We start from the raw sequence: 19,174 nt of genomic DNA on the forward strand, positions 1-19,174 counted from the left end.
GCGCCCCTCGGCGGCCTGCGCCGCCTTTCTTGGGTGGCGGGGGAGCGTGTGTGGCTTGCGGTGTTCGGTGGCTGGTCGCGCAGTTCCCCGCGCCCCTTGGCGGCCTGCGCCGCCTTTCTTGGGTGGCGGGGGAGCGTGTGTGGCTTGCGGTGTTCGGTGGCTGGTCGCGCAGTTCCCCGCGCCCCTCGGCGGCCCGCGCCGCCCTTCTCGGGGGCGCGGGGAACTGCGCGATCGGCCGCGACGTGCCCGCACCCGCCCACCGGCGGCACGGTGCTTTTGGGGGCGCGGGGAACTGCGCGATCGGGCACGGCGTGCCCGCACCCGCCCACCGGGGGGACCCGGCCCCCCGGCCCCCGCCCCCACGGGCTACTCCGTGCGCAGCCCCTCCGGCCGCATCAACCGAAGCAGCGGCGGCATGCTGAGCAGCGTCACCCCCGCGACCACCGCCGCACCGATGCCCGTCATAGACAGGACACTCACCCAGTCGACGCGGACCGGCGTGGCGGTCATCCGCAGCAGCACCGCGCCCAGCATCAACCCCACCGCCGAGGCCAGGGCGAGGCCCAGAGCGACCGGCAGGGCGGTCTGCCACAGCACCGACAGCCCGAGGGTGCGCCGACGCGTGCCGAAGGCGACCAGCGCCGAAAGCAGCTTGCGCCGCTCGCGCAACTGCTCCAGCTGCGAGACCAGCAGACTCACACCGATCAGCGCGAGCACACACGAGGCGCCCACGAACAGCCCGGTGCGGATGGCGGCGAAGCGGTTGTTCTCCTCAAGGTCCACCCAGGTCATCGGCGTGGTGTACGGATCGATCCGGACGGCGGTGTTGCGCACATGGTCGCGGGCGTCGGGCACGGACTCGTCCAGGCGCAGATAGAGCTGGCCGGACAGCGTGTCCAGGGCCTCACGGGGCAGGGCGGCGCCAGGTGTCAGCAGCAGTCCGCCGCGTCGCACGCCGGTGGGGTCCTCCGCGATCGCACGGGCCTCCTTGATGTCCTGCGGTACGCGCCAGACGACCGGCGTCGCGCCCTCCTCGTCGTTCCCGAAGCGGAGCGACTTCCCCTTCCAAAGGAGGACGGCCGTGTCGGAGTCGTAGTCGCCGCCCCGCGCGACGAAGGTGTCGCCGTCACGGCAGGAGGGCAGCGAAGCCACCTCGCGCAGGGACGCGCAGTCGCCGACGGTCACCGGGGTGAGCCGGTCGCCGTCGCCGCCCTGCTCCTCGACGTACCCCTCGGTGAAGCCGTACACCTGCCGCACGCCCTCGGTCGTCTCGAACCGGGCCCGGGCGGCCTCGACGGAGAGCCCCTCGGGCACGGCCATCTGCATCTGCGCCCGGGTCAGGTCCTTGCCGGTGCTCTCGGTGTAGTCGCTCTCGACACCCGCGAAGAGCATCTGGAGGGCGATCGCCCCGGCGACCGCCACCGCGATGCCGTTCACCATCCGGGCCGCGGTGCCGCTGCTCAGCTGGAGCCGCCGCACGGCGAGTTGCCAGGACACCGCGCCCGCCCCGAGCCGGGCGACGACCGCCTCGACCACCCAGGGCAGCAGCGCGGTCACCCCGATCAGCAGGAACAGCACACCGCCGGTGACGAGGTACTGGTTGAACTCGCCGCCCTCACGGCCCTGGCCGACCATCGGGTACAGCATCGCCAGTCCGGCCAGCGGCAGCAGCAGCCGCCACCACAGCCGCCGCCGCGCGGGCCTGGCGGTGCGCACCACCCCGAGCGGCTCGATCAGCACACCGCGCAGCGCGAACTGGGTGACCAGCACGGCGGCCGCCGGTACGGCGACGACGACCAGCAGGGCGAGCACCGGCGAGGGGGTCAGATATTCGGGGAAGACGCTGACCCCGAACAGCTCCCACGATTCGGCCCATTGCCGGCCGAGCAGGAAGAACACGGCGCCGAAGCCCAGTCCGAGCACGGCCCCGGCCAGCGCCTCGCCACCGGCCGTCCGCCGGGTCATCGCGCTGTCGGAGCCGACCAGCCGCAGCGCCGCGAGGCGCCGGTCGCGGCGTTCGCCGCCGAACCGCACGGCCGTGGCGATGAAGACGCCGACCGGCATCAGCAGCACCACCACGACGACCAGGATCAGCAGAAGCAGGACCGGGTCCATGCGCTCCGTGGTCTGGAGCTCGTCACCGAAGTGGTCGATGCGCGACGCCCCGAGGTCCAGCCGCTCGGCGAGCCCCTTGCCGCCCTGGTAGTAGGTGAGTTCGGTCGAGCCGACCAGACCGGCCTGGCCGATCGTGCCGGTGATCCGCTGCGGCATCCGCTCGCGCAGCAGCTCACCCTCGTCGGACTCCAGCAGCCGCTTCAGCGCGGGGGACACGACCAGCTCGTCCACACCCGGGAACTTCTCCAGCCCCGGCGGCAGTGGTGCGCGCGGCCCCTCCGGCTCCAGCACCCGCCCGCGGACCGACTGTTCGCGGAAGGACGTCTCGACCCGCCAGACCAGCAGGGTGTCGTCGGCCTTCTTCGGCTCCTCGGCCTGCCCGAAGGCGAAGTCCGAGCGGGCGTTGCCCCGTTCGTCCCGTGCCGTCAGGGCGTTCGGGACGGATGTGGTGAGCAGCAGCACCGCCACGCCGAGTCCGACGCCCACGGCCGTCAGCAGGGTGCGTATCCACCCCTCCCGCCCGCCGGTGAAGGCGAACCTGACCCCCAGGGCCAGATCCCTGGCCCTCCCCCGCGCTCGGCTTCGCTCGCGCGGGTGGTACTCCCTCCGCGAGTTCATACGATCCGCTCCATGTCCCGCGACCTGCCGTCGCGTACGACGATCTCGCGGTCGGAGTAGGCGGCGACCCGGGCCTCGTGGGTGACCAGGACGACGGCGGCGTCGGTGGACCGGGCCGCGTCCGTCAGCAGCTCCATCACGCGCTCACCGTTGAGGGAGTCGAGCGCGCCGGTCGGCTCGTCGGCGAACAGCACGCGCGGGCCGGTGATCAGCGACCGTGCCACGGCGACGCGTTGGCCCTGGCCGCCGGAGACCTCGCCGGGCCGTTTGCCGGCCAGGTCGTCGACCTCCAGGCGCTGCATCCAGGTGCGGGCGGCGCGGTGGGCCTCCTTGCGGGACACGCCGTTCAGGCGCAGCGGCAGAGCCACGTTCTCGACGCAGGTCAGCTCGGGCACGAGCTGACCGAACTGGAAGACGAAGCCGAACTCCGAGCGGCGCAGGCGGCTGCGCTCGGTGTCGCTCATGGTCGCCATCTCGCGGCCGTCGTAGACGATCGACCCGGCGTCGGGTGTGACGATCCCGGCGAGGCAGTGCAGCAGTGTCGACTTGCCGGACCCGGAGGGGCCCATCACGGCGACGACCTCGCCCGGGTGGATGGAGAACTCGGCGCCGTCCAGGGCGGTCGTCGGGCCGTAGGCCTTGCGCAGATCCTGGGCCGTGAGCAGCGAACCGGCGGGGGCGGTCATGACGTCACCGCCTCGGCGAGCTTGCCGAGCCGCGCGGCGGTCAGCTCCAGCCAGCGCAGATCGGCCTCCAGGTGGAACAGCGCGTGGTCGCAGATCAGCTGGTCCGCCAGGTCGCCCCCGCGCTTGCGCTCGGTCAGCACGCGCATCATCCGCAGATGCTCGGCGCGCTGGGTGTCGAGGATGTCGGCGGCGTCGCGGTGGGTGAGCAGCGCGAGGACGACCTTGGTGTAGAGGGTCGACTGGAGATACGGCTCCGGCTTCTCGGGGGTCGCGAGCCACTGCGCCACATCCGTGATGCCGGCGTCGGTGATCGCGTACCGCTTGCGCTCGGGGCCGTCGCCGGCCTCGATGCCGTCGACCTCGACGAGTCCGTTCTTCAGCAGCCGGGACATCGTCGAGTAGACCTGGCCGTAGTGCAGCGGCCGGTCGTGACCGAACTTCTCGTCGAACGCCCGCTTGAGGTCGTAGCCGTGGCGCGGGCCGGACTCCAGGAGTCCTAGGAGGGTGTGACCGATGGACATGAAAGGCACTCTACACACCGTGTATACGCCGCGTGTATACGCGCCGTGCACAGCGGACCGCCCGTAGTGGGTCGGCCCAGGTGGGGGCCGTTTGTCACGGTTCCGCTACTGGGGGCCGAGGAACTCGATCTGCGCGTTGGCGGAGCGCAGTTCGTCGGAGGCCCACCGGGCCAGCGCGTCGTACACGGACGGGTCCAGCCGCAGCAGAACCTGCTTGCGCTGCCGCGGCCGGCGCCGGGGGCTCGAACCCTCGGTCGCGCTCACTGGCGCAGAGCCCCGGTGTCGAGCACGGGCCGGGCCGCGCGGTCCCCGAACAGCGGCATCATCGGGTTCGACACCATCGCCGCCTTCCGTTCCGGGTCCGGCTCCAGATGCCCTTCCCCCACTGCCCGAATCGCGTGGGTGTGGTGCGCGGCGGGCGTCGCCGCGCATAGCATGGATCTATCCAACTGATAACACTTTTCCCTGTCGCGGCAACCCTGAACCGCTTTCGTACGTCGGTTCCCATTGAGCGGGTGCTGATTGTCACGTCCGGAAAGTCCCGGATCGAACGGACTTGGTCACATACACCGGTGTTAGTTTGCTGAGCTGACCTGAGCCGAGATACGTGTGTGACACCCGAGAGCGAAGCGGAGCAGACGGACTGATGGGACGAGCGGAAGAGAGACGAGCGCGACAGCGCGGTGGCCGCCGCGCGGCGCCGGGGCGCCGCCGCTCGTCGCGCGCGGCGAACCGCCCGGGCGGCATACGCCGGTTCTTCACCTGGAAGAAGATCCTCGGCACGTTCCTGGGCCTGTGCCTGCTCGGCATCGGCTCCTTCATCGTGCTGTACCTGGTCGTGGACGTGCCCAAGGGCAACCCGGCCGCCCAGCGCCAGAGCAACGTCTACAAGCTCAGCGACGGCTCGATGCTGGCCCGGGACGGCGAGATCAACCGCGAGATCGTGGACCTCGCCAAGGTCCCCGAGCCCGTCCAGAAGACGTTCGTCGCCGCCGAGAACAAGTCCTTCTACCAGGACTCCGGTGTCGATCTGAAGGGCACCGCCCGCGGTCTGCTCAACACGGTGATGGGCCGCGGCAAGCAGGGCGGCTCGACGATCACTCAGCAGTACGTCAAGAACTACTACCTGAGCCAGGAGCAGACGGTCACCCGCAAGCTCAAGGAAGTGGTGATCTCGCTCAAGGTCGACCGCCAGCTGTCCAAGGACGACATCCTCGCGGGCTACATCAACACCAGCTACTACGGCCGCGGCGCCTACGGCATCCAGGCCGCCGCCCAGGCCTACTACCGCGTCGACGCCGAGGACCTCAGCGTCGAGCAGGGCGCCTATCTCGCCGCACTGCTCCAGGCGCCCAGCCAGTACGACTGGGCGGTCGCCTCGGACACCAGCAAGACCCTGGTGAAGAACCGCTGGAACTACGTCCTGGACAACATGGTCGAGGAGGAGTGGCTGGACTCCGCCGAGCGCGCCTCGATGGAGTTCCCGGTGCCCGAGGAGCCCAAGGGCGCTCCCGGCATGGAGGGTCAGAAGGGCTATCTGGTCGCGCTCGCCAACCGGCAGCTGGAGGACCGGCTGATGGCCGAGGAGGGCATCACCCGCTCCGAGGCCGCGGCCCAGGTCGAGGGGCAGGGCTGGACCATCACCCTGAACATCGACCCCAAGAAGCAGGCCGCGCTGGAGAAGGCCGTCAAGAGCGAGCTGACCAGCAAGCTGGACCCCAAGGAGCGTGACGTCGACGCCGACGTCCAGGCCGGCGCGGTCTCCGTCGACCCCAGGACCGGAAAGGTCGTCGCCCTCTACGGCGGCCGCGACTACTTCAAGCACTACCTGAGCAACGCCACCCGCCGCGACTACCAGCCCGCCTCCACCTTCAAGCCGGTCATCCTGGCCGCCGCCTTCGAGGAGGGCGCCGAGACCCAGGACGGCGACCCGATCACCGCGAGCACGGTCTACGACGGCGACAGCCGCCGCCCGGCCGAGGACAACGGCACCGCCGTCGGCTTCGCCCCGCCGAACGAGGACGACGTCGACTACGGCGACATCTCCGTACAGACCGCCATGAACAAGTCCGTGAACTCGGTGTTCGCCCAGATGGGCATCGACGTCGGCATGCAGACGGTGATGGACACGGCCGAGAAGCTCGGCATGGACACCGAGGACATGCAGGCCGTGCCCGCCCAGACCCTCGGCTCCATGGGCGCGAGCCCGCTGGAGATGGCCGGCATCTACGCCACCCTCGCCAACCACGGCAAGCAGGTCACCCCGACGATCCTCAAGTCGGCGGAGAAGCAGGGCCGCACGGTCCAGATCCCCGACCCGATCGGCGACCAGGTCATCAGCCGCAACGCCGCCGACGGCGTCACCTCTGTCCTCACCGGCGTGGTCGACGACGGTACGGCCCGCCGCTCGGTGCGCGAGAACCCGATGCGCGACGGCCAGCAGGTCGCCGGCAAGACGGGCACCTCCGACAACAACAAGTCGGCCTGGTTCACCGGCTTCACCCCGAACCTGGTCACCTCCGTCGGCCTGTTCGGCGAGGACGACAAGGCCCCCCACCCGCAGGTCCCGATGTACGAGGCCGCCGGGGAGGACCGGATCAACGGCGGTGGCTTCCCCGCCCAGATCTGGGCCGCCTACACCTTCGGCGTCATGACCGAGGTCACCGACTTCGATCTCGACACCGACCAGGGCGCCGCCGTCGAACCCACCTGGACCCCGACCCAGTCCGAGTCGCCCTCGCAGTCCCCGTCGCAGTCCCCCTCGGAGGAACCGACGACCCAGGCGCCGACGACCCGGGCCCCGACCACCCAGCCCCCGACCCAGACACCCACGACCCAGCCCCCGACCACCCAGCCCCCGACGTCGACCCCGACGACGACACCCCCGGTGGAAGAGACCACCGAGGCCCCGCTGGACCCGGGGGGCCCGGGCCCACAGCAGTAAGGCCACAAAAAGGGGCCCGACACTTCCGAGTTCCGAGTGCCGGGCCCCTTCCGCCACTTCTTGGGCCGCGGGGCTGTACTTGTGCGCCCCTGTGCCCCTGTGCCCCTGTGCCCCTGCGCCGCGAGGACGCGAACGACGACGCCCTTAGGGCCCGCGGGACCGTACTCGTGCGCGGCTCCGCCGCGAGGGCGCGAACGACGACGCCCCTAGGGGCGCGGGGCTGTACTTGTGCGCCCGTGCGCCGCGAGGGCCCTTAGGGGCGCGGGGAACTGCGCGAACGGCCACGGGCTACCCGCAGCCGCACGACGACGGCGCCACCCCTCCCGGCAGGCGCCATCACCCCCGGTTCAGCTCGAACCACACGACCTTCCCCGTGCTCAACCGCGTCGCCCCCCACCGCCGGGCCAGCCTGTTGACCAGATACAGCCCCCGGCCCCCCTCATCCGTAGCCCGAGCCTGCCGCAGCCGCGGCAACTGCGGCACATCGTCCGCCACCTCGCACCGCAGCACATCCGTCCGCAGCAACCGCAGCGTGACCGGCCGGGAGGCGTACCGGACCGCGTTGGTCACCACCTCACTGACCAGCAGCTCCACGGAGTCGCTGAGTTCGTCGAGCTCCCAGCGGGCCAGCGCGCTGCGCGCCAGCCGCCGAGCCCGCCCCGGCGCCGCGTCCTCCGGCTCCAGCAGCCAGGACGCCACATCACTGGGCGCGATCCCGTCGAACCGCGCCGCGAGCAGCGCGATGTCGTCGTCCCGGTCCCCGGGCCCGAGCATGTCGAGCACCTCGTCGCACAGCGCCTCCAGCGGAGGCGGATGGTCCGGCCCGGTCAGCTGCGCGGTCGCGGCCAGCCGCTCCCGCAACTGCTCTATCCCGGTCCACACGTCCCGCAGCCGGGACTCCACCAGCCCGTCCGTGTACAGCAGCAGCGTCGCCCCCGCCGGCGCGTCCAGCTCGACCGCCTCGAAGTCGACCCCGCCCACACCGATCGGCGCGCCCGGCGGCACCCGCAGCACCTCGGCACGCCCGCCCAGATGCAGCAGGACCGGCGGCGGATGCCCGGCGTTGGCGATGGTGATCCGGTGCGTGACCGGGTCGTAGACGGCGTACAGACAGGTCGCCATCCGGTCCGTGCCCAGCCGCTGCGCCTGCTCGTCGAGATGGTGCAGCACCTCCTGCGGCGGCAGGTCCAGCCCCGCGAGGGTCTGGGCCGTGGTCCGCAACTGGCCCATGATCGCCGCGGACGTCATGGAATGCCCCATGACGTCACCGACCACCAGCGCCACCCGCGAGCCCGGCAGCGGGATCGCGTCGTACCAGTCGCCGCCCACCCGCGCCGTCTCGGCCGCCGGCAGATAGCGGGAGGCCAGCCGCACACCCGTCGGCCGGGGCAGATGCTCCGGCAGCATCGTGCGCTGCAACTCGTCGGCGATGTAGGCCTCACGGCCGTACAGCACCGCCTTGTCGATGCCGAGCGCGCTGTGCGTGGCGAGCTGCGCCGCCACCAGCAGATCGTCGGCCTCGAACGGGATCCGCTCGGGCCGGCGCAGGAACACGGCCGCTCCGATCACCCGCCGCCGGCCGCGCAACGGGGCGAGGATCGCCCGGCGGCCGCCGGGCACGATCGACTCGGCCGCGTCACCGAGGAGTTCGGGCAGCGCCGCCCGCGCCGCGGGCGCGTCGGCGAACACCGGCCGCACCCCGCGCAGCACCTCGGCCAGCGCGCCACCCGGCCGCACCTCGCACAACTCGGAGGCAACCGTGGACAGTTCCACGGGCTCCGGCGCCTGCGCGGCGAGGAAACCGCCGTCGGTGTCCCGCTCCTCCGGTATCCGGTCGGTACGCCGCAGCCGCAGCACCACCGGGCCGGTGGGCCGCTCGTCGCCGACCGGCAGCGGGTCACGCAGATAGACCAGGATCGCGTCCGCGAAGGTCGGCACGGTCGCCCGGCACAGCCCCATCACGATCTCGTCCAGGTCGATGCCCCGGGCGATCCGCCGGGTCGCCGCGCCCACGAAACGCAGCCGGTCCCCGTCCCGCCGCATGGGCGTCGGACGGCTGCCGGGCACGCTCTGGCCGCTGCGCCGCTCCTGCCCGCCCGGGCCGCCGTGCGAGGTGCCGTCCTGGCCGGGCTGGGCCGGGATCGCCTCGGGCGTGGGCCGCGGACGGTGCGTGTCGGTCTCCGTCGCGGCCGGCTGGGAGTGCTCGGGGTCGGTGGAGCCGCCCGGGGTCACCGAGGTGCCCTGCGGGGTCTCGCCCGCCCGTGCCTGCGCCGGTAAGGCCGAACCGGGCGTCCGGGCCGGTGCCTGGCCCGGTGTCTGGGTATGCAGGAGCGCCCCGCGCGCATCCGCGGGGTCGACGCCCGGGCCTGCGGGCGTTCATAGGAGGTGGGATTCTCCGTCACGCGTATGCAATCCATCCGTCCGGGGCTGCGCGCCGCGCGTGCAGTTTGTCCCGCAGAAATCCCGATACCCGGAATACGTGCCCCAGGAACGGAGTTCCCGCGTGGTCAGGGACTTCTCCTGTGTCGCCGACGGACCGACCGAGGCCCGCACGGGTGTTGCCGTTCCCCTCGCTCACACTGCCGCCCCTCGGTGACATCCGGTCAGACTAGCTGTGCGCTCCGGGAGTTGCCTCCATGCGCCCTTGCGGACGACGATCCTACGTTTAGTGCCCGGGGGCGCATCAAGGGTCTCATGAGGACACGTGCGCGGGCGTACGGTCCCAGTCGTCCGGCAGAGACGGTACCGCCCAGGACGCGTTCGGGCGCCAGTCCTGCCAGCCGTCCGTGAACGGCGACCCCCAGGCCTCGATCGCCTCCACCGCGGACCGGCCCGCCGCCCGCACCCGTTCGGCCAGTCCGGCGTCCACCAGCCCGTCCCGCTGGGCCTGTGCGAACTCGTCCTCGTCCCGCCAGTGCCAACTGCGGTCCGGGTTCACGGAGATGTCCAGGAAGTGGTCCTCGGAGTCCACACCGCCCTCCCAACGGGCCAGCGGTTCCTCAAGATTGACGTACCAGTTCTTGAACTGCCAGCCCGGCTCCCAGAACAGCCACACCGACCACGGCAGTCCGGGCCGGGCCAGCTTCAGCACGCCCGTGCCGAACCAGCGGTCGCGCTGCACCGTGCGCGGCTTGGTGTAGCGCGACGCGAGCGGCTCCAGGTGGACGGGGGTGCCGTCGGCGAGCACCGGCTTCACGCACTCGGTGCCGGGGGCGAGCCACACGGCGAGCAGGTCGGCGTCGTCGCGCACGACGGTGACGGGGCGCGCGATGTGGAAGCGTTCGCCGCCGTTCTCCCGGTAGCGCCACAGGATCTGACTCCCGGGTGCCCAGGGGGCCGTGGGACCGTCCGCCGTCTCGCGTCTCATCGCTCCACCGTCTGCCATGAACAGATATTAGGTGGCACACGGGTACGACGCTGCGGCAGTCGTCACGGTTCACACGTCGGTTACCTCCGCGTGCCGACCGTCAGGGACGGGTCATACGCAGCACGTCCAGCGCCTCGTCGAGCTGTTCGAGCGTGAGGTCCCCGCGCTCGATGTAGCCGCCCTCCAGTACGACCGCACGGATCGTCGTGCGTTCGGCGAGCGCCCGTTTGGCGACCTTGGCCGCCTCCTCGTATCCGATGTACTTGTTCAGGGGTGTGACCACGGACGGCGAGGACTCGGCGTACTCCCGGGCCCGTTCGCGGTTCGCGGTGATGCCGTCGACGGTCCGGTCGGCCAGCAGCCGCGAGACGTTGGCGAGCAGCCGGATCGACTCCAGGACGTTCTTGGCGATGACCGGGAGCATCACGTTGAGCTCGAAGTTCCCGGCGGCACCGGCCGTGGCGACGGTGGCGTCGTTGCCGGTGACCTGCGCGGCGACCATCAGCACGGCCTCCGGGATCACCGGGTTGACCTTGCCGGGCATGATCGAGGAGCCGGGCTGGAGGTCGGGCAGGGCGATCTCGGCGAGCCCGGTGCGCGGTCCGGAGGCCATCCACCGCAGATCGTTGGCGATCTTCGTCAGCCCCACCGCGATGGTCCGCAGCTGCCCGCTGGTCTCGACGATCGCGTCACGCGCGCCCTGCGCCTCGAAGTGGTCGCGCGCCTCGGTCAGCGGCAGCCCCGTGGTCCGGGCGACCTCCTCGATGACAGCCGCGGAGAAGCCGGGCGGGGTGTTGATCCCGGTGCCGACGGCCGTACCGCCCAGCGGCAGTTCGGCGAGCCGGGGCAGGGAGGCCCGCAGCCGCTCGACGCCGTACCGCACCTGGGCGGCGTACCCGCCGAACTCCTGGCCCAGCGTCACCGGCGTGGCGTCCATCAGATGCGTACGGCCGGACTTCACGACGTCGGCGAACTCCTCGGCCTTGCGGCCGAGGGCGGCGGCGAGGTGGTCGAGCGAGGGGATCAGATCGCGGGTGACGGCGGCGGTGGCGGCGATGTGGATCGAGGAGGGGAAGACGTCGTTGGACGACTGCGAGGCATTGACGTGGTCGTTGGGATGCACCGGCCGGCCCAGCCGCTCGCTCGCCAGCGTCGCGACGACCTCGTTGGTGTTCATGTTGGACGACGTCCCCGAGCCCGTCTGGAAGACGTCCACCGGGAAGTGCTCGTCCCAGCGTCCCTCGGCGACCTCCGCCGCCGCCTCCTGGACGGCTTTCGCGATGTCCTCGTCGAGCACGCCCAGCCGCGCGTTGACCTTGGCCGCGGCGCCCTTGATCCGCGCGAGAGCCTCGATGTGGGCCCGCTCGATCCGCTGACCGGACACCGGGAAGTTCTCGACCGCCCGCTGCGTCTGCGCCCGCCACTTCGCGCCCGCGGGCACCCGCACCTCACCCATCGAGTCGTGCTCGACCCGATAACCCTGCTCCTCGTCGGCCACCGCCGATCACCTCCACCAGTCACAGCACCCAGGACGTGACAGGTGTTCCCCCACGAATGGATCTACGCCCACAGAAGGGACCGTTTCGAGCAGTCCCCTGCCCCCATCGGGCCGCACGGCGGCCCCGCCCCGAGCCTGCCGCCCGCCCGCGTCGTCCCGGCAGGGGCCCTTCGAGCCGGGCCTCCTGACCGCCCGCGTCGTCCCGCGGACGGCTTCGAGCCCCGGCACCCCTGACCGCCCGCTTCGGGCCCGGCAGGGGCCTTTCGAGCCGGGCTCCTGGCCGACTGTTCCGGCCCGGCGGGGGGCTTCGTGACCCGGGCCTCCTTACCGTCCCTCCTGACCGACCGTTCCGGGTGGTGGGTGGGCAAAGGTCCGGGGGCAGGGGGCGGAGCCCCCTGAGGACGGGACGGGTAGGGGTGGCGGGGGCGAGAAAAAACCCCGCCACCCCCCGACGTCAGCCCAGCCCAGGCCCCCGCACGGGAATCGACGTGAACGTCGGCGCAGGCGCCGGATCCTGGAAGAAGTCGTTCCCCTTGTCGTCCACGACGATGAACGCGGGGAAGTCCTCGACCTCGATCTTCCACACCGCCTCCATGCCGAGCTCCTCGTACTCGACGACCTCGACCTTCTTGATGCAGTCCTGCGCGAGCCGAGCCGCGGGCCCACCGATCGACCCGAGGTAGAACCCCCCGTGCGCCCCACACGCCTCGGTGACCTGCTTGCTCCGGTTCCCCTTGGCAAGCATCACCCTGGACCCACCGGCGGCCTGGAACTGCTCCACGTAGGAGTCCATGCGCCCGGCCGTCGTAGGACCGAACGACCCGGACGCGTACCCCTCGGGCGTCTTCGCGGGCCCGGCGTAGTACACCGGGTGGTCCTTGAGGTACTGCGGCATCTCCTCGCCCGCGTCCAGCCGCTCCTTGATCTTCGCGTGCGCGATGTCCCGCGCCACGACGAGCGGCCCGGTGAGCGACAACCGCGTCTTGACCGGGTACTTGGTCAGCTCGGCGAGGATGTCGTCCATGGGCTGGTTGAGGTCGATACGGACGACGTCACCCTCCTCCAGGTGCTCGTCCGTCGTGTCCGGCAGGAGCCGCGCCGGGTCGGTCTCCAGCTGCTCCAGGAACACACCCTCGGCGGTGATCTTCGCGACGGCCTGACGGTCGGCGGAGCAGGACACCGCGATGGCCACCGGGCAGGACGCGCCGTGCCGCGGCAGACGGACCACCCGCACGTCGTGGCAGAAGTACTTGCCGCCGAACTGCGCGCCGATGCCGATCTTCTGCGTGAGCTCGAAGACCTTCTCCTCCAGCTCCTTGTCCCGGAAGCCGTGGCCCAGCTCGGAACCCTCGGCGGGCACCTCGTCGAGGTAGTGCGCGGAGGCGTACTTGGCGGTCTTCAGGGCGTACTCGGCGGACGTGCCGCCGACCACGATCGCCAGGTGGTACGGCGGGCAGGCGGCCGTACCGAGCGAACGGATCTTCTCCTCCAGGAACTTCATCATGGAGGCCTCGTTCAGGACGGCCTTCGTCTCCTGGTACAGGAACGACTTGTTGGCGGAGCCGCCGCCCTTGGCCATGAAGAGGAACTTGTAGGCACCGCCGTCGGTGGCGTACAGCTCGATCTGCGCCGGGAGGTTGGAGCCGGTGTTCTTCTCCTCCCACATGGTGAGCGGAGCCATCTGCGAGTAGCGCAGGTTCAGCCGGGTGTAGGCGTCGTAGATGCCCCGCGACAGGGCCTCCTCGTCGCCGCCCTCGGTGAGCACGTTCTGGCCGCGCTTGCCCATGACGATGGCGGTGCCGGTGTCCTGGCACATCGGCAGCACGCCCGCGGCCGCGATGTTGGCGTTCTTCAGCAGGTCCAGGGCGACGAACTTGTCGTTGCTGGACGCCTCCGGGTCGTCGATGATCCGGCGGAGCTGGGCGAGGTGGGCCGGGCGCAGATAGTGCTGGATGTCGTGGATGGCCTCCTCGGCCAGCTTGCGCAGCGCCTCGGGCTCCACCTTGAGGAACGTCCGCCCGTCGGCCTCGAACGTGGAGACACCCTCGGACGTCACCAGTCGGTACGGGGTGGTGTCCTCTCCCAGGGGGAGCAGATCGGTGTACGCGAACTCAGGCATCTCAGCCCATTCCTCACTCTGACGGACGGCCGCCCGCCGACGCTGACGAGCCTCACCAGCGTAGAACCTGCCGCTGACAGTGAGCTTGTGAGGTAAGGCTCAGTCTGGGGTGTCGCGATCTATCGTGTTTGGGTACGCTGCTGTCGTGGACCTTCAGAAGCAGACCGCCCCCACACCCGCAGCCGAGCTGCGCGCCTCCGACGCCGACCGCGACCGGATCGCCGACATCCTGCGCGAGGCCCTGGCCGAAGGCCGGCTGACCGCCGACGAGCACGCCGAGCGCGTCGAGGGCGCCCTGACCGCCCGGACGGTCGGCGAGCTGGAGGTCTTCATACGCGACCTGCCCGCGGCCCACGCCCCGCGCCAGGCCGCCCCGTACGCAGCCCCCTACACGGCCCCGTACACCGCGCCGTACCGTCCGACGGCCGGCGCGATCCCCATCGACCCGGACGAGAACGTGGTCGCGGTGTTCGCGAGCGCCGTGCGCAAGGGCCGCTGGCGCGCGGGCCGCCGTATCCACGCCTACGCGATCTTCGGCAGCGTCGAGATCGATCTGAGCGAGGCCCTGTTCGAGTACCAGCAGGTCGTGATCAAGGCTTGGTCGGTCTTCGGCAGCGTCGAGGTCCGCGTCCCGGAGAACGTCTCGCTGCGCGGCACCGGCGGTGGTGTCCTCGGCAACTTCGAGGTGGCCCCGCTGGACGCGACCGACCCCGAGGCGCCGGTGGTGTTCGTGGACGGCTGGGCCGTGTTCGGCAGTGTGGAGGCGCGGCCCCGCCGCGGAAAGGTCGTCGCGGACATCATCGATCGCGTCCAGCACAAGGTCGAGAAGAGTTTGCGCAGGCATCTCGGTCATTGACGGATGTGAAGCGGTCCACTCCGGCGGTTGCCAACCGCCTGCATAGGCACGCGTACAGCGGGTAGACCTTGCTGCATCGTCTCTCGCTCGCGAAGCCGTCGTCAGGAGTAGACCGTGCTGCAAAGGCCGCATTCGTCCCGACAGGTAGCTGCCGTTCCGGACCGGCGGGTGCCAGCGCGGGACAGGGACCAAGACGCACCCTGGCACACCGAGGCGGTGTGTCGGCGCGACGAGGCCGGCCTGTTCTTCGCCCCGTCCAAGGAGCCCACCGCCGCCAGGCTGTCGCGCGAAGAGGCGGCCAAGCGCGTGTGCGCCCGCTGCCCGGTCATGGTCGAGTGTCGCGAGCACGCCCTGCTCCAGCCCGAGCCCTACGGCGTCTGGGGCGGCCTCACGGCCGCCGAGCGCCGGGTCGCCCTGGCCCGGCGCCGCCGCCGCGAGATGGAGCTCAAGAAGGCCTCCAGGGGGGCGGCCCGCATAGCTCAGGCGGGCTGACAGGCGCGGCGGACACAGCGGGAAGGGGCGCCCCCTCCGCACAGGGGGCGCGCCCCTTGTTCTGGACCTTGGACGCGTCCGCCGCCCGACGTGGGCGGCCCAACGCCCTGAAGCGGCGCGGGGAACTGAGCACACCGCCCACGACCCGCGCGACATGGCCTGGGCCGACGTGCCTGAAGGGGCGCGGGGAACTGCGCGAACACACCGCCCACGACCCGCACGACCCGCGAGACACGGGCCGGGCCGACGTGCCTGAGGGGCGCGGGGAACTGCGCGAACACCGCCCACGACCCGCACCCGCGCACGACGGGACGGCCCTACCGCACCCTCCGGCCGGAGAACGTCACTTGGCCCGGTCGAAGTCGATCGCGCTGTAGGCCCGCAGCTTGCTCAGCCGGTGCTCGGAGTCGATCCGCCGGACCGTCCCGGACTTCGACCGCATCACGATCGAGTCGGTCGTGGCCGTCTCCGACCGGTAGCGGACGCCGCGCAGCAGCTCGCCGTCGGTGATGCCGGTGGCCACGAAGAACACGTTCTCCCCGGTCACCAGGTCCTCCGTGGTCAGCACACGGTCGAGGTCGTGCCCGGCGTCGATCGCCCGCTGCCGCTCCTCGTCGTCCTTGGGCCACAGCTTGCCCTGGATCGTGCCGCCCAGACACTTCACCGCACAGGCGGAGATGATGCCCTCCGGCGTGCCGCCGATGCCGAGCAGCAGGTCCACGCCCGTGCCCTCGCGCAGTGCCAGGATCGAGCCGGCCACGTCGCCGTCGGAGATCAGCTTGATCCGCGCACCGGTCTCCCGGATCTCCTTGATCATCCCCTCGTGGCGGGGCCGGTCGAGGATGACGACGGTCACGTTCTCCGGCGCGGACCGCTTGGCCTTGGCGACCCGGCGGATGTTGACCGACACGGGCGCGTTGATGTCGACGAAGTCGGCGGCCTCGGGGCCGGTGACCAGCTTGTCCATGTAGAACACGGCGGACGGGTCGAACATCGCCCCCCGCTCGGTCGCCGCGAGGACGGCGATGGCGTTCGGCATGCCCTTGGCGGTCAGCGTGGTCCCGTCGATCGGGTCGACGGCGATGTCGACCTCGGGGCCCGTGCCGTCGCCGACGCGCTCGCCGTTGTAGAGCATCGGCGCCTCGTCCTTCTCGCCCTCGCCGATGACGACCACGCCGTTCATCGACACGGTCGAGACGAGGGTGCGCATGGCGCGCACCGCGGCACCGTCGGCGCCGTTCTTGTCGCCGCGTCCCACCCAGCGGCCGGCGGCCATCGCGGCGGCCTCGGTCACCCGGACGAGCTCCATGGCGAGGTTGCGATCGGGGGCTTCGGAGGGGACGTCCAGCTCGGACGGCAATTGATGATGCTCGGTCATCGGAGCGCACCTTTCTGATACGACGACGGCCGGATGAGGGTTCTGGTCCAAGACTCTATCGTCAGGACGACAAACTGAGCACGGGGCCCCACGGATGAGCGCCAGGGTCACCTGCGACCATAGGGGCGTGGCAGGCACCTACGGCAAGCAGAAGTCGGCTCGGGACATGATCCTTTCCCTGGGCCTCATCGTCCTGGCGGCGTTGTTCGTCTACATGTTCATCCCGCACGACGACCGTGAACCCGACGTCCGGCGCGTCGACTACCGGGTGGAACTGCTGACGGCACGCCGCGCGGCCGCGTACGCGGTGGCGGCCCCCGAGGGGCTGCCGAACTCCTGGAAGGCCACCTCCGTGCGCTTCCGGGGCGACCAGTCCGACGCCTGGCACCTGGGCTTCCAGGCCCCCGACGGCGAGTACGTGGCGGTCGAGCAGTCCACCGCACGGCCCGTCGTGTTCATCGACGAGACCAGCCAGGGCGCCAAGGAGACCGCGACCACCGAGCAGATCGACGGCCGCACCTGGACGCGGTACACCGGCGGCCGCTACGACGCGCTGGTCCTGCGGGGCGAGGACGGCGCCACGACACTGGTGACCGGCACGGCCTCCTTCGACCGCCTGAAGGAGATGGCCCAGGCGCTGAAGCTGGCCTGAGCCCGCGCAGACGGACACGAGAAGGCCCCCATGCCGGGGGGCCTTTTTCACCCGTGTTGCTCGCCTACGCGTCCACCCGCGCGCTCATCTACGCGTTCGCGTCGCTCTCAGGCACGGGAGGGGGCTCGCGGGAGAGGGACCTACTCGGGACTTACTCGAGACTCGCTCGGGACCTACTCGTCGTCCCCCGCGGCGTCCACGTCCGCCGCGTCCTCGGCCGCCAGCGCAGCGTCCAGCCGCGCCCGCGCGCCCTCCAGCCAGCGCCGGCACACCTTCGACAGTTCCTCGCCGCGCTCCCACAGCGCCAGGGACTCCTCCAGCGTCGTACCGCCCGCCTCCAGCCGCCGTACGACCTCGATCAGCTCGTCCCGCGCCTGCTCGTACCCGAGCGCCTCATCCACCTTGCCGGTCATCCGCCCACCCTAGGTCCTGTCGTCTCATTCCCGTCCGCCGCGCGACGCCCGGCATGCTCCCCCGCTGTGAGGGCGTGGGAGGTGCCCGCATCGGCCGCACCGGGCGAAAGCCCGAGTACGTCCGGTACGCGGACTTCTGCCCGGTACGCCGGGAGCACGCACCGGACTCCGCGCGGCCGCCCTTCGGGCGACGAGGCGAAGGTGACGACAGCCCCTGGACATCGCCGCGTCCTGGCACCTCGCGCAGCCATCAGACCTCTTCGATTCCCTCGACTCGTACGGAGAACTCGCCCTCGGCCACCCGTGCGCGCAGCGCCTCACCGGCCGTGACCTCGCCCGGATCGCGGACCGCGTGGCCGTCGGCCCGCTGGAGCACGGCATAGCCGCGCTTGAGCGTCGCCGCGGGGGAGAGGGCCACCACGCGCGCATGGGTGTGCGTCAGCTCCGAGTCGGCACGGTCGAGCAGGTGCCCCAGGCAGCGCCGGGACCGCTCCACCAGCGACGCCACCTGCTGGGCCCGCTCGTCGACCATGCGGTACGGGTCCTCTATCGAGGGCCGGGCCAGCGCGTGGGCGAGCCCGCGCTCCTCGCGCCCGAGGTAGGCATCCACACAGCGCCGTGCCCGGTCCCGCAGCTGCCGCACCCGCTCCAGCTCCTCGCCGACGTCCGGCACGACCTTCTTCGCCGCGTCGGTGGGCGTGGAGGCGCGCAGGTCGGCGACGTGGTCCAGCAGCGGATTGTCCGGCTCGTGGCCGATCGCGGACACCACCGGCGTACGGCACTCGGCGACCGCCCGCACCAGCTGTTCGTCGGAGAACGGCAGCAGGTCCTCCACGCTGCCGCCGCCGCGCGCGACGATGATCACGTCGACCTCGTCGAGCGCGTCCAGCTCCTTGACCGCCTGCACGACCTGCGGCACCGCGTGCACGCCCTGGACCGGGACGTTGCGCACCTCGAAACGGACGGCGGGCCAGCGGTGCCGGGCGTTCTCCAGCACGTCCCGCTCGGCGGCCGAGGCCCGCCCGCAGACGAGGCCGATCAGCTGCGGCAGGAACGGCAGCGGCTTCTTGCGCTCCGGCGCGAACAGCCCCTCGCCCGCGAGCGACTTCTTCAGCTGCTCCAGCCGCGCCAGCAGCTCGCCGACCCCCACGGGCCGTATCTCGGAGGCCCGCAGGGAGAGCTGGCCCCGCGGGGCGTACCACTCGGGCTTGGCCAGGACGACCACCCGGGCGCCCTCGCCGACCACGTCCGCGACGGTGTCGAACACCTGTCGGTAGCAGGTGACGCTCACCGAGATGTCGTACGACGGGTCGCGCAGGGTCAGGAACACGACCCCCGCGCCGGGCCGCCGGGACAACTGCGTGATCTGCCCCTCGACCCACACGGCTCCCAGCCGGTCGATCCACCCCCCGATGAGCCTCGACACCTCACCGACGGGCAGCGCGGACTCGGGACTCGTGTTCACAGCCATGCCGCGAGCGTATCGGCCCCCACCGACAATCCGGCCGCGAGCGA

General features: G+C 71.4%; 14 protein-coding genes and 2 pseudogenes. 4 read left to right on the forward strand and 12 right to left on the reverse strand.

Annotated features, from left to right (window positions below):
• Positions 1-366: 366 nt before the first annotated feature.
• From ABZZ79_RS03755 to ABZZ79_RS03775, 5 genes and pseudogenes are all read right to left on the reverse strand, one after another.
• Positions 367-2,733 carry an FtsX-like permease family protein gene (locus ABZZ79_RS03755; protein ID WP_356686114.1) on the reverse strand — a complete coding sequence of 789 codons (2,367 nt, stop codon included), beginning with the start codon at positions 2,731-2,733 and terminating at the stop codon, positions 367-369.
• Positions 2,730-3,419, reverse strand: a complete 690-nt coding sequence (locus tag ABZZ79_RS03760; protein ID WP_356686116.1) for an ABC transporter ATP-binding protein — start codon at positions 3,417-3,419, stop codon at positions 2,730-2,732. The genes ABZZ79_RS03755 and ABZZ79_RS03760 overlap by 4 nt, the downstream gene beginning before the upstream one ends.
• Positions 3,416-3,940, reverse strand: coding sequence for a PadR family transcriptional regulator (locus ABZZ79_RS03765; protein ID WP_356686118.1), 525 nt, complete (start codon positions 3,938-3,940; stop codon positions 3,416-3,418). The genes ABZZ79_RS03760 and ABZZ79_RS03765 overlap by 4 nt, the downstream gene beginning before the upstream one ends.
• Before the next feature lie 105 nt (positions 3,941-4,045).
• Complete coding sequence (locus ABZZ79_RS03770; protein WP_356686686.1) at positions 4,046-4,204, reverse strand: hypothetical protein; 159 nt, start codon at positions 4,202-4,204, stop codon at positions 4,046-4,048.
• Positions 4,201-4,320, reverse strand: a pseudogene (locus tag ABZZ79_RS03775) (SPFH domain-containing protein); the annotation flags it as partial. The pseudogene ABZZ79_RS03775 and the gene ABZZ79_RS03770, both read right to left, overlap by 4 nt.
• A gap of 266 nt (positions 4,321-4,586) precedes the next feature.
• On the opposite strand from ABZZ79_RS03775, the gene ABZZ79_RS03780 reads away from it, so the two are divergent.
• The gene (locus ABZZ79_RS03780) at positions 4,587-6,884 is read left to right on the forward strand and encodes a transglycosylase domain-containing protein (RefSeq protein WP_356686120.1); all 2,298 of its coding nucleotides are present in this window, start codon (positions 4,587-4,589) and stop codon (positions 6,882-6,884) included.
• 336 nt (positions 6,885-7,220) lie between these two features.
• On the opposite strand, the pseudogene ABZZ79_RS03785 reads toward ABZZ79_RS03780, so the two are convergent.
• From ABZZ79_RS03785 to ABZZ79_RS03800, 4 genes and pseudogenes are all read right to left on the reverse strand, one after another.
• Positions 7,221-9,301 (reverse strand): annotated as a pseudogene (locus tag ABZZ79_RS03785) (SpoIIE family protein phosphatase).
• 275 nt (positions 9,302-9,576) lie between these two features.
• Complete coding sequence (locus tag ABZZ79_RS03790; protein ID WP_356686122.1) at positions 9,577-10,269, reverse strand: DUF402 domain-containing protein; 693 nt, start codon at positions 10,267-10,269, stop codon at positions 9,577-9,579.
• An 82-nt stretch (positions 10,270-10,351) separates the two neighbouring features.
• Positions 10,352-11,749: a class II fumarate hydratase gene (locus ABZZ79_RS03795; protein ID WP_356686124.1), complete on the reverse strand. Its 1,398-nt coding sequence runs from the start codon at positions 11,747-11,749 to the stop codon at positions 10,352-10,354.
• 454 nt (positions 11,750-12,203) lie between these two features.
• The gene (locus ABZZ79_RS03800) at positions 12,204-13,868 is read right to left on the reverse strand and encodes a fumarate hydratase (protein ID WP_356686126.1); all 1,665 of its coding nucleotides are present in this window, start codon (positions 13,866-13,868) and stop codon (positions 12,204-12,206) included.
• Between the two features lie 145 nt (positions 13,869-14,013).
• Here ABZZ79_RS03800 and ABZZ79_RS03805 point away from each other — a divergent pair, with 145 nt between their 5' ends.
• Together ABZZ79_RS03805 and ABZZ79_RS03810 are read left to right on the forward strand one after the other, a co-directional pair.
• Entirely contained in the window at positions 14,014-14,724 is a 711-nt protein-coding gene (locus tag ABZZ79_RS03805) for a DUF1707 domain-containing protein (protein ID WP_356686128.1), read from the forward strand.
• A 114-nt stretch (positions 14,725-14,838) separates the two neighbouring features.
• Positions 14,839-15,216 carry a WhiB family transcriptional regulator gene (locus ABZZ79_RS03810; protein ID WP_356686130.1) on the forward strand — a complete coding sequence of 126 codons (378 nt, stop codon included), beginning with the start codon at positions 14,839-14,841 and terminating at the stop codon, positions 15,214-15,216.
• A 343-nt stretch (positions 15,217-15,559) separates the two neighbouring features.
• Here the strand turns inward: ABZZ79_RS03810 and glpX are convergent, their stop codons facing one another.
• The gene (glpX, locus tag ABZZ79_RS03815) at positions 15,560-16,594 is read right to left on the reverse strand and encodes a class II fructose-bisphosphatase (protein WP_356686132.1); all 1,035 of its coding nucleotides are present in this window, start codon (positions 16,592-16,594) and stop codon (positions 15,560-15,562) included.
• Positions 16,595-16,721: 127 nt separating this feature from the next.
• Here glpX and ABZZ79_RS03820 point away from each other — a divergent pair, with 127 nt between their 5' ends.
• A complete protein-coding gene (locus tag ABZZ79_RS03820; protein WP_356686134.1) occupies positions 16,722-17,246 on the forward strand; it encodes a DUF4245 domain-containing protein in 525 nt (174 codons plus the stop codon).
• A 173-nt stretch (positions 17,247-17,419) separates the two neighbouring features.
• On the opposite strand, the gene ABZZ79_RS03825 is transcribed toward ABZZ79_RS03820, so the two are convergent.
• Positions 17,420-17,659, reverse strand: coding sequence for an exodeoxyribonuclease VII small subunit (locus ABZZ79_RS03825; protein WP_356686136.1), 240 nt, complete (start codon positions 17,657-17,659; stop codon positions 17,420-17,422).
• 250 nt (positions 17,660-17,909) lie between these two features.
• Positions 17,910-19,130, reverse strand: coding sequence for an exodeoxyribonuclease VII large subunit (xseA, locus tag ABZZ79_RS03830; protein WP_356686138.1), 1,221 nt, complete (start codon positions 19,128-19,130; stop codon positions 17,910-17,912).
• Positions 19,131-19,174: the final 44 nt, after the last annotated feature.

The organism is Streptomyces sp. NPDC006458 (genome assembly GCF_040612135.1).
Lineage (GTDB): Bacteria > Actinomycetota > Actinomycetes > Streptomycetales > Streptomycetaceae > Streptomyces.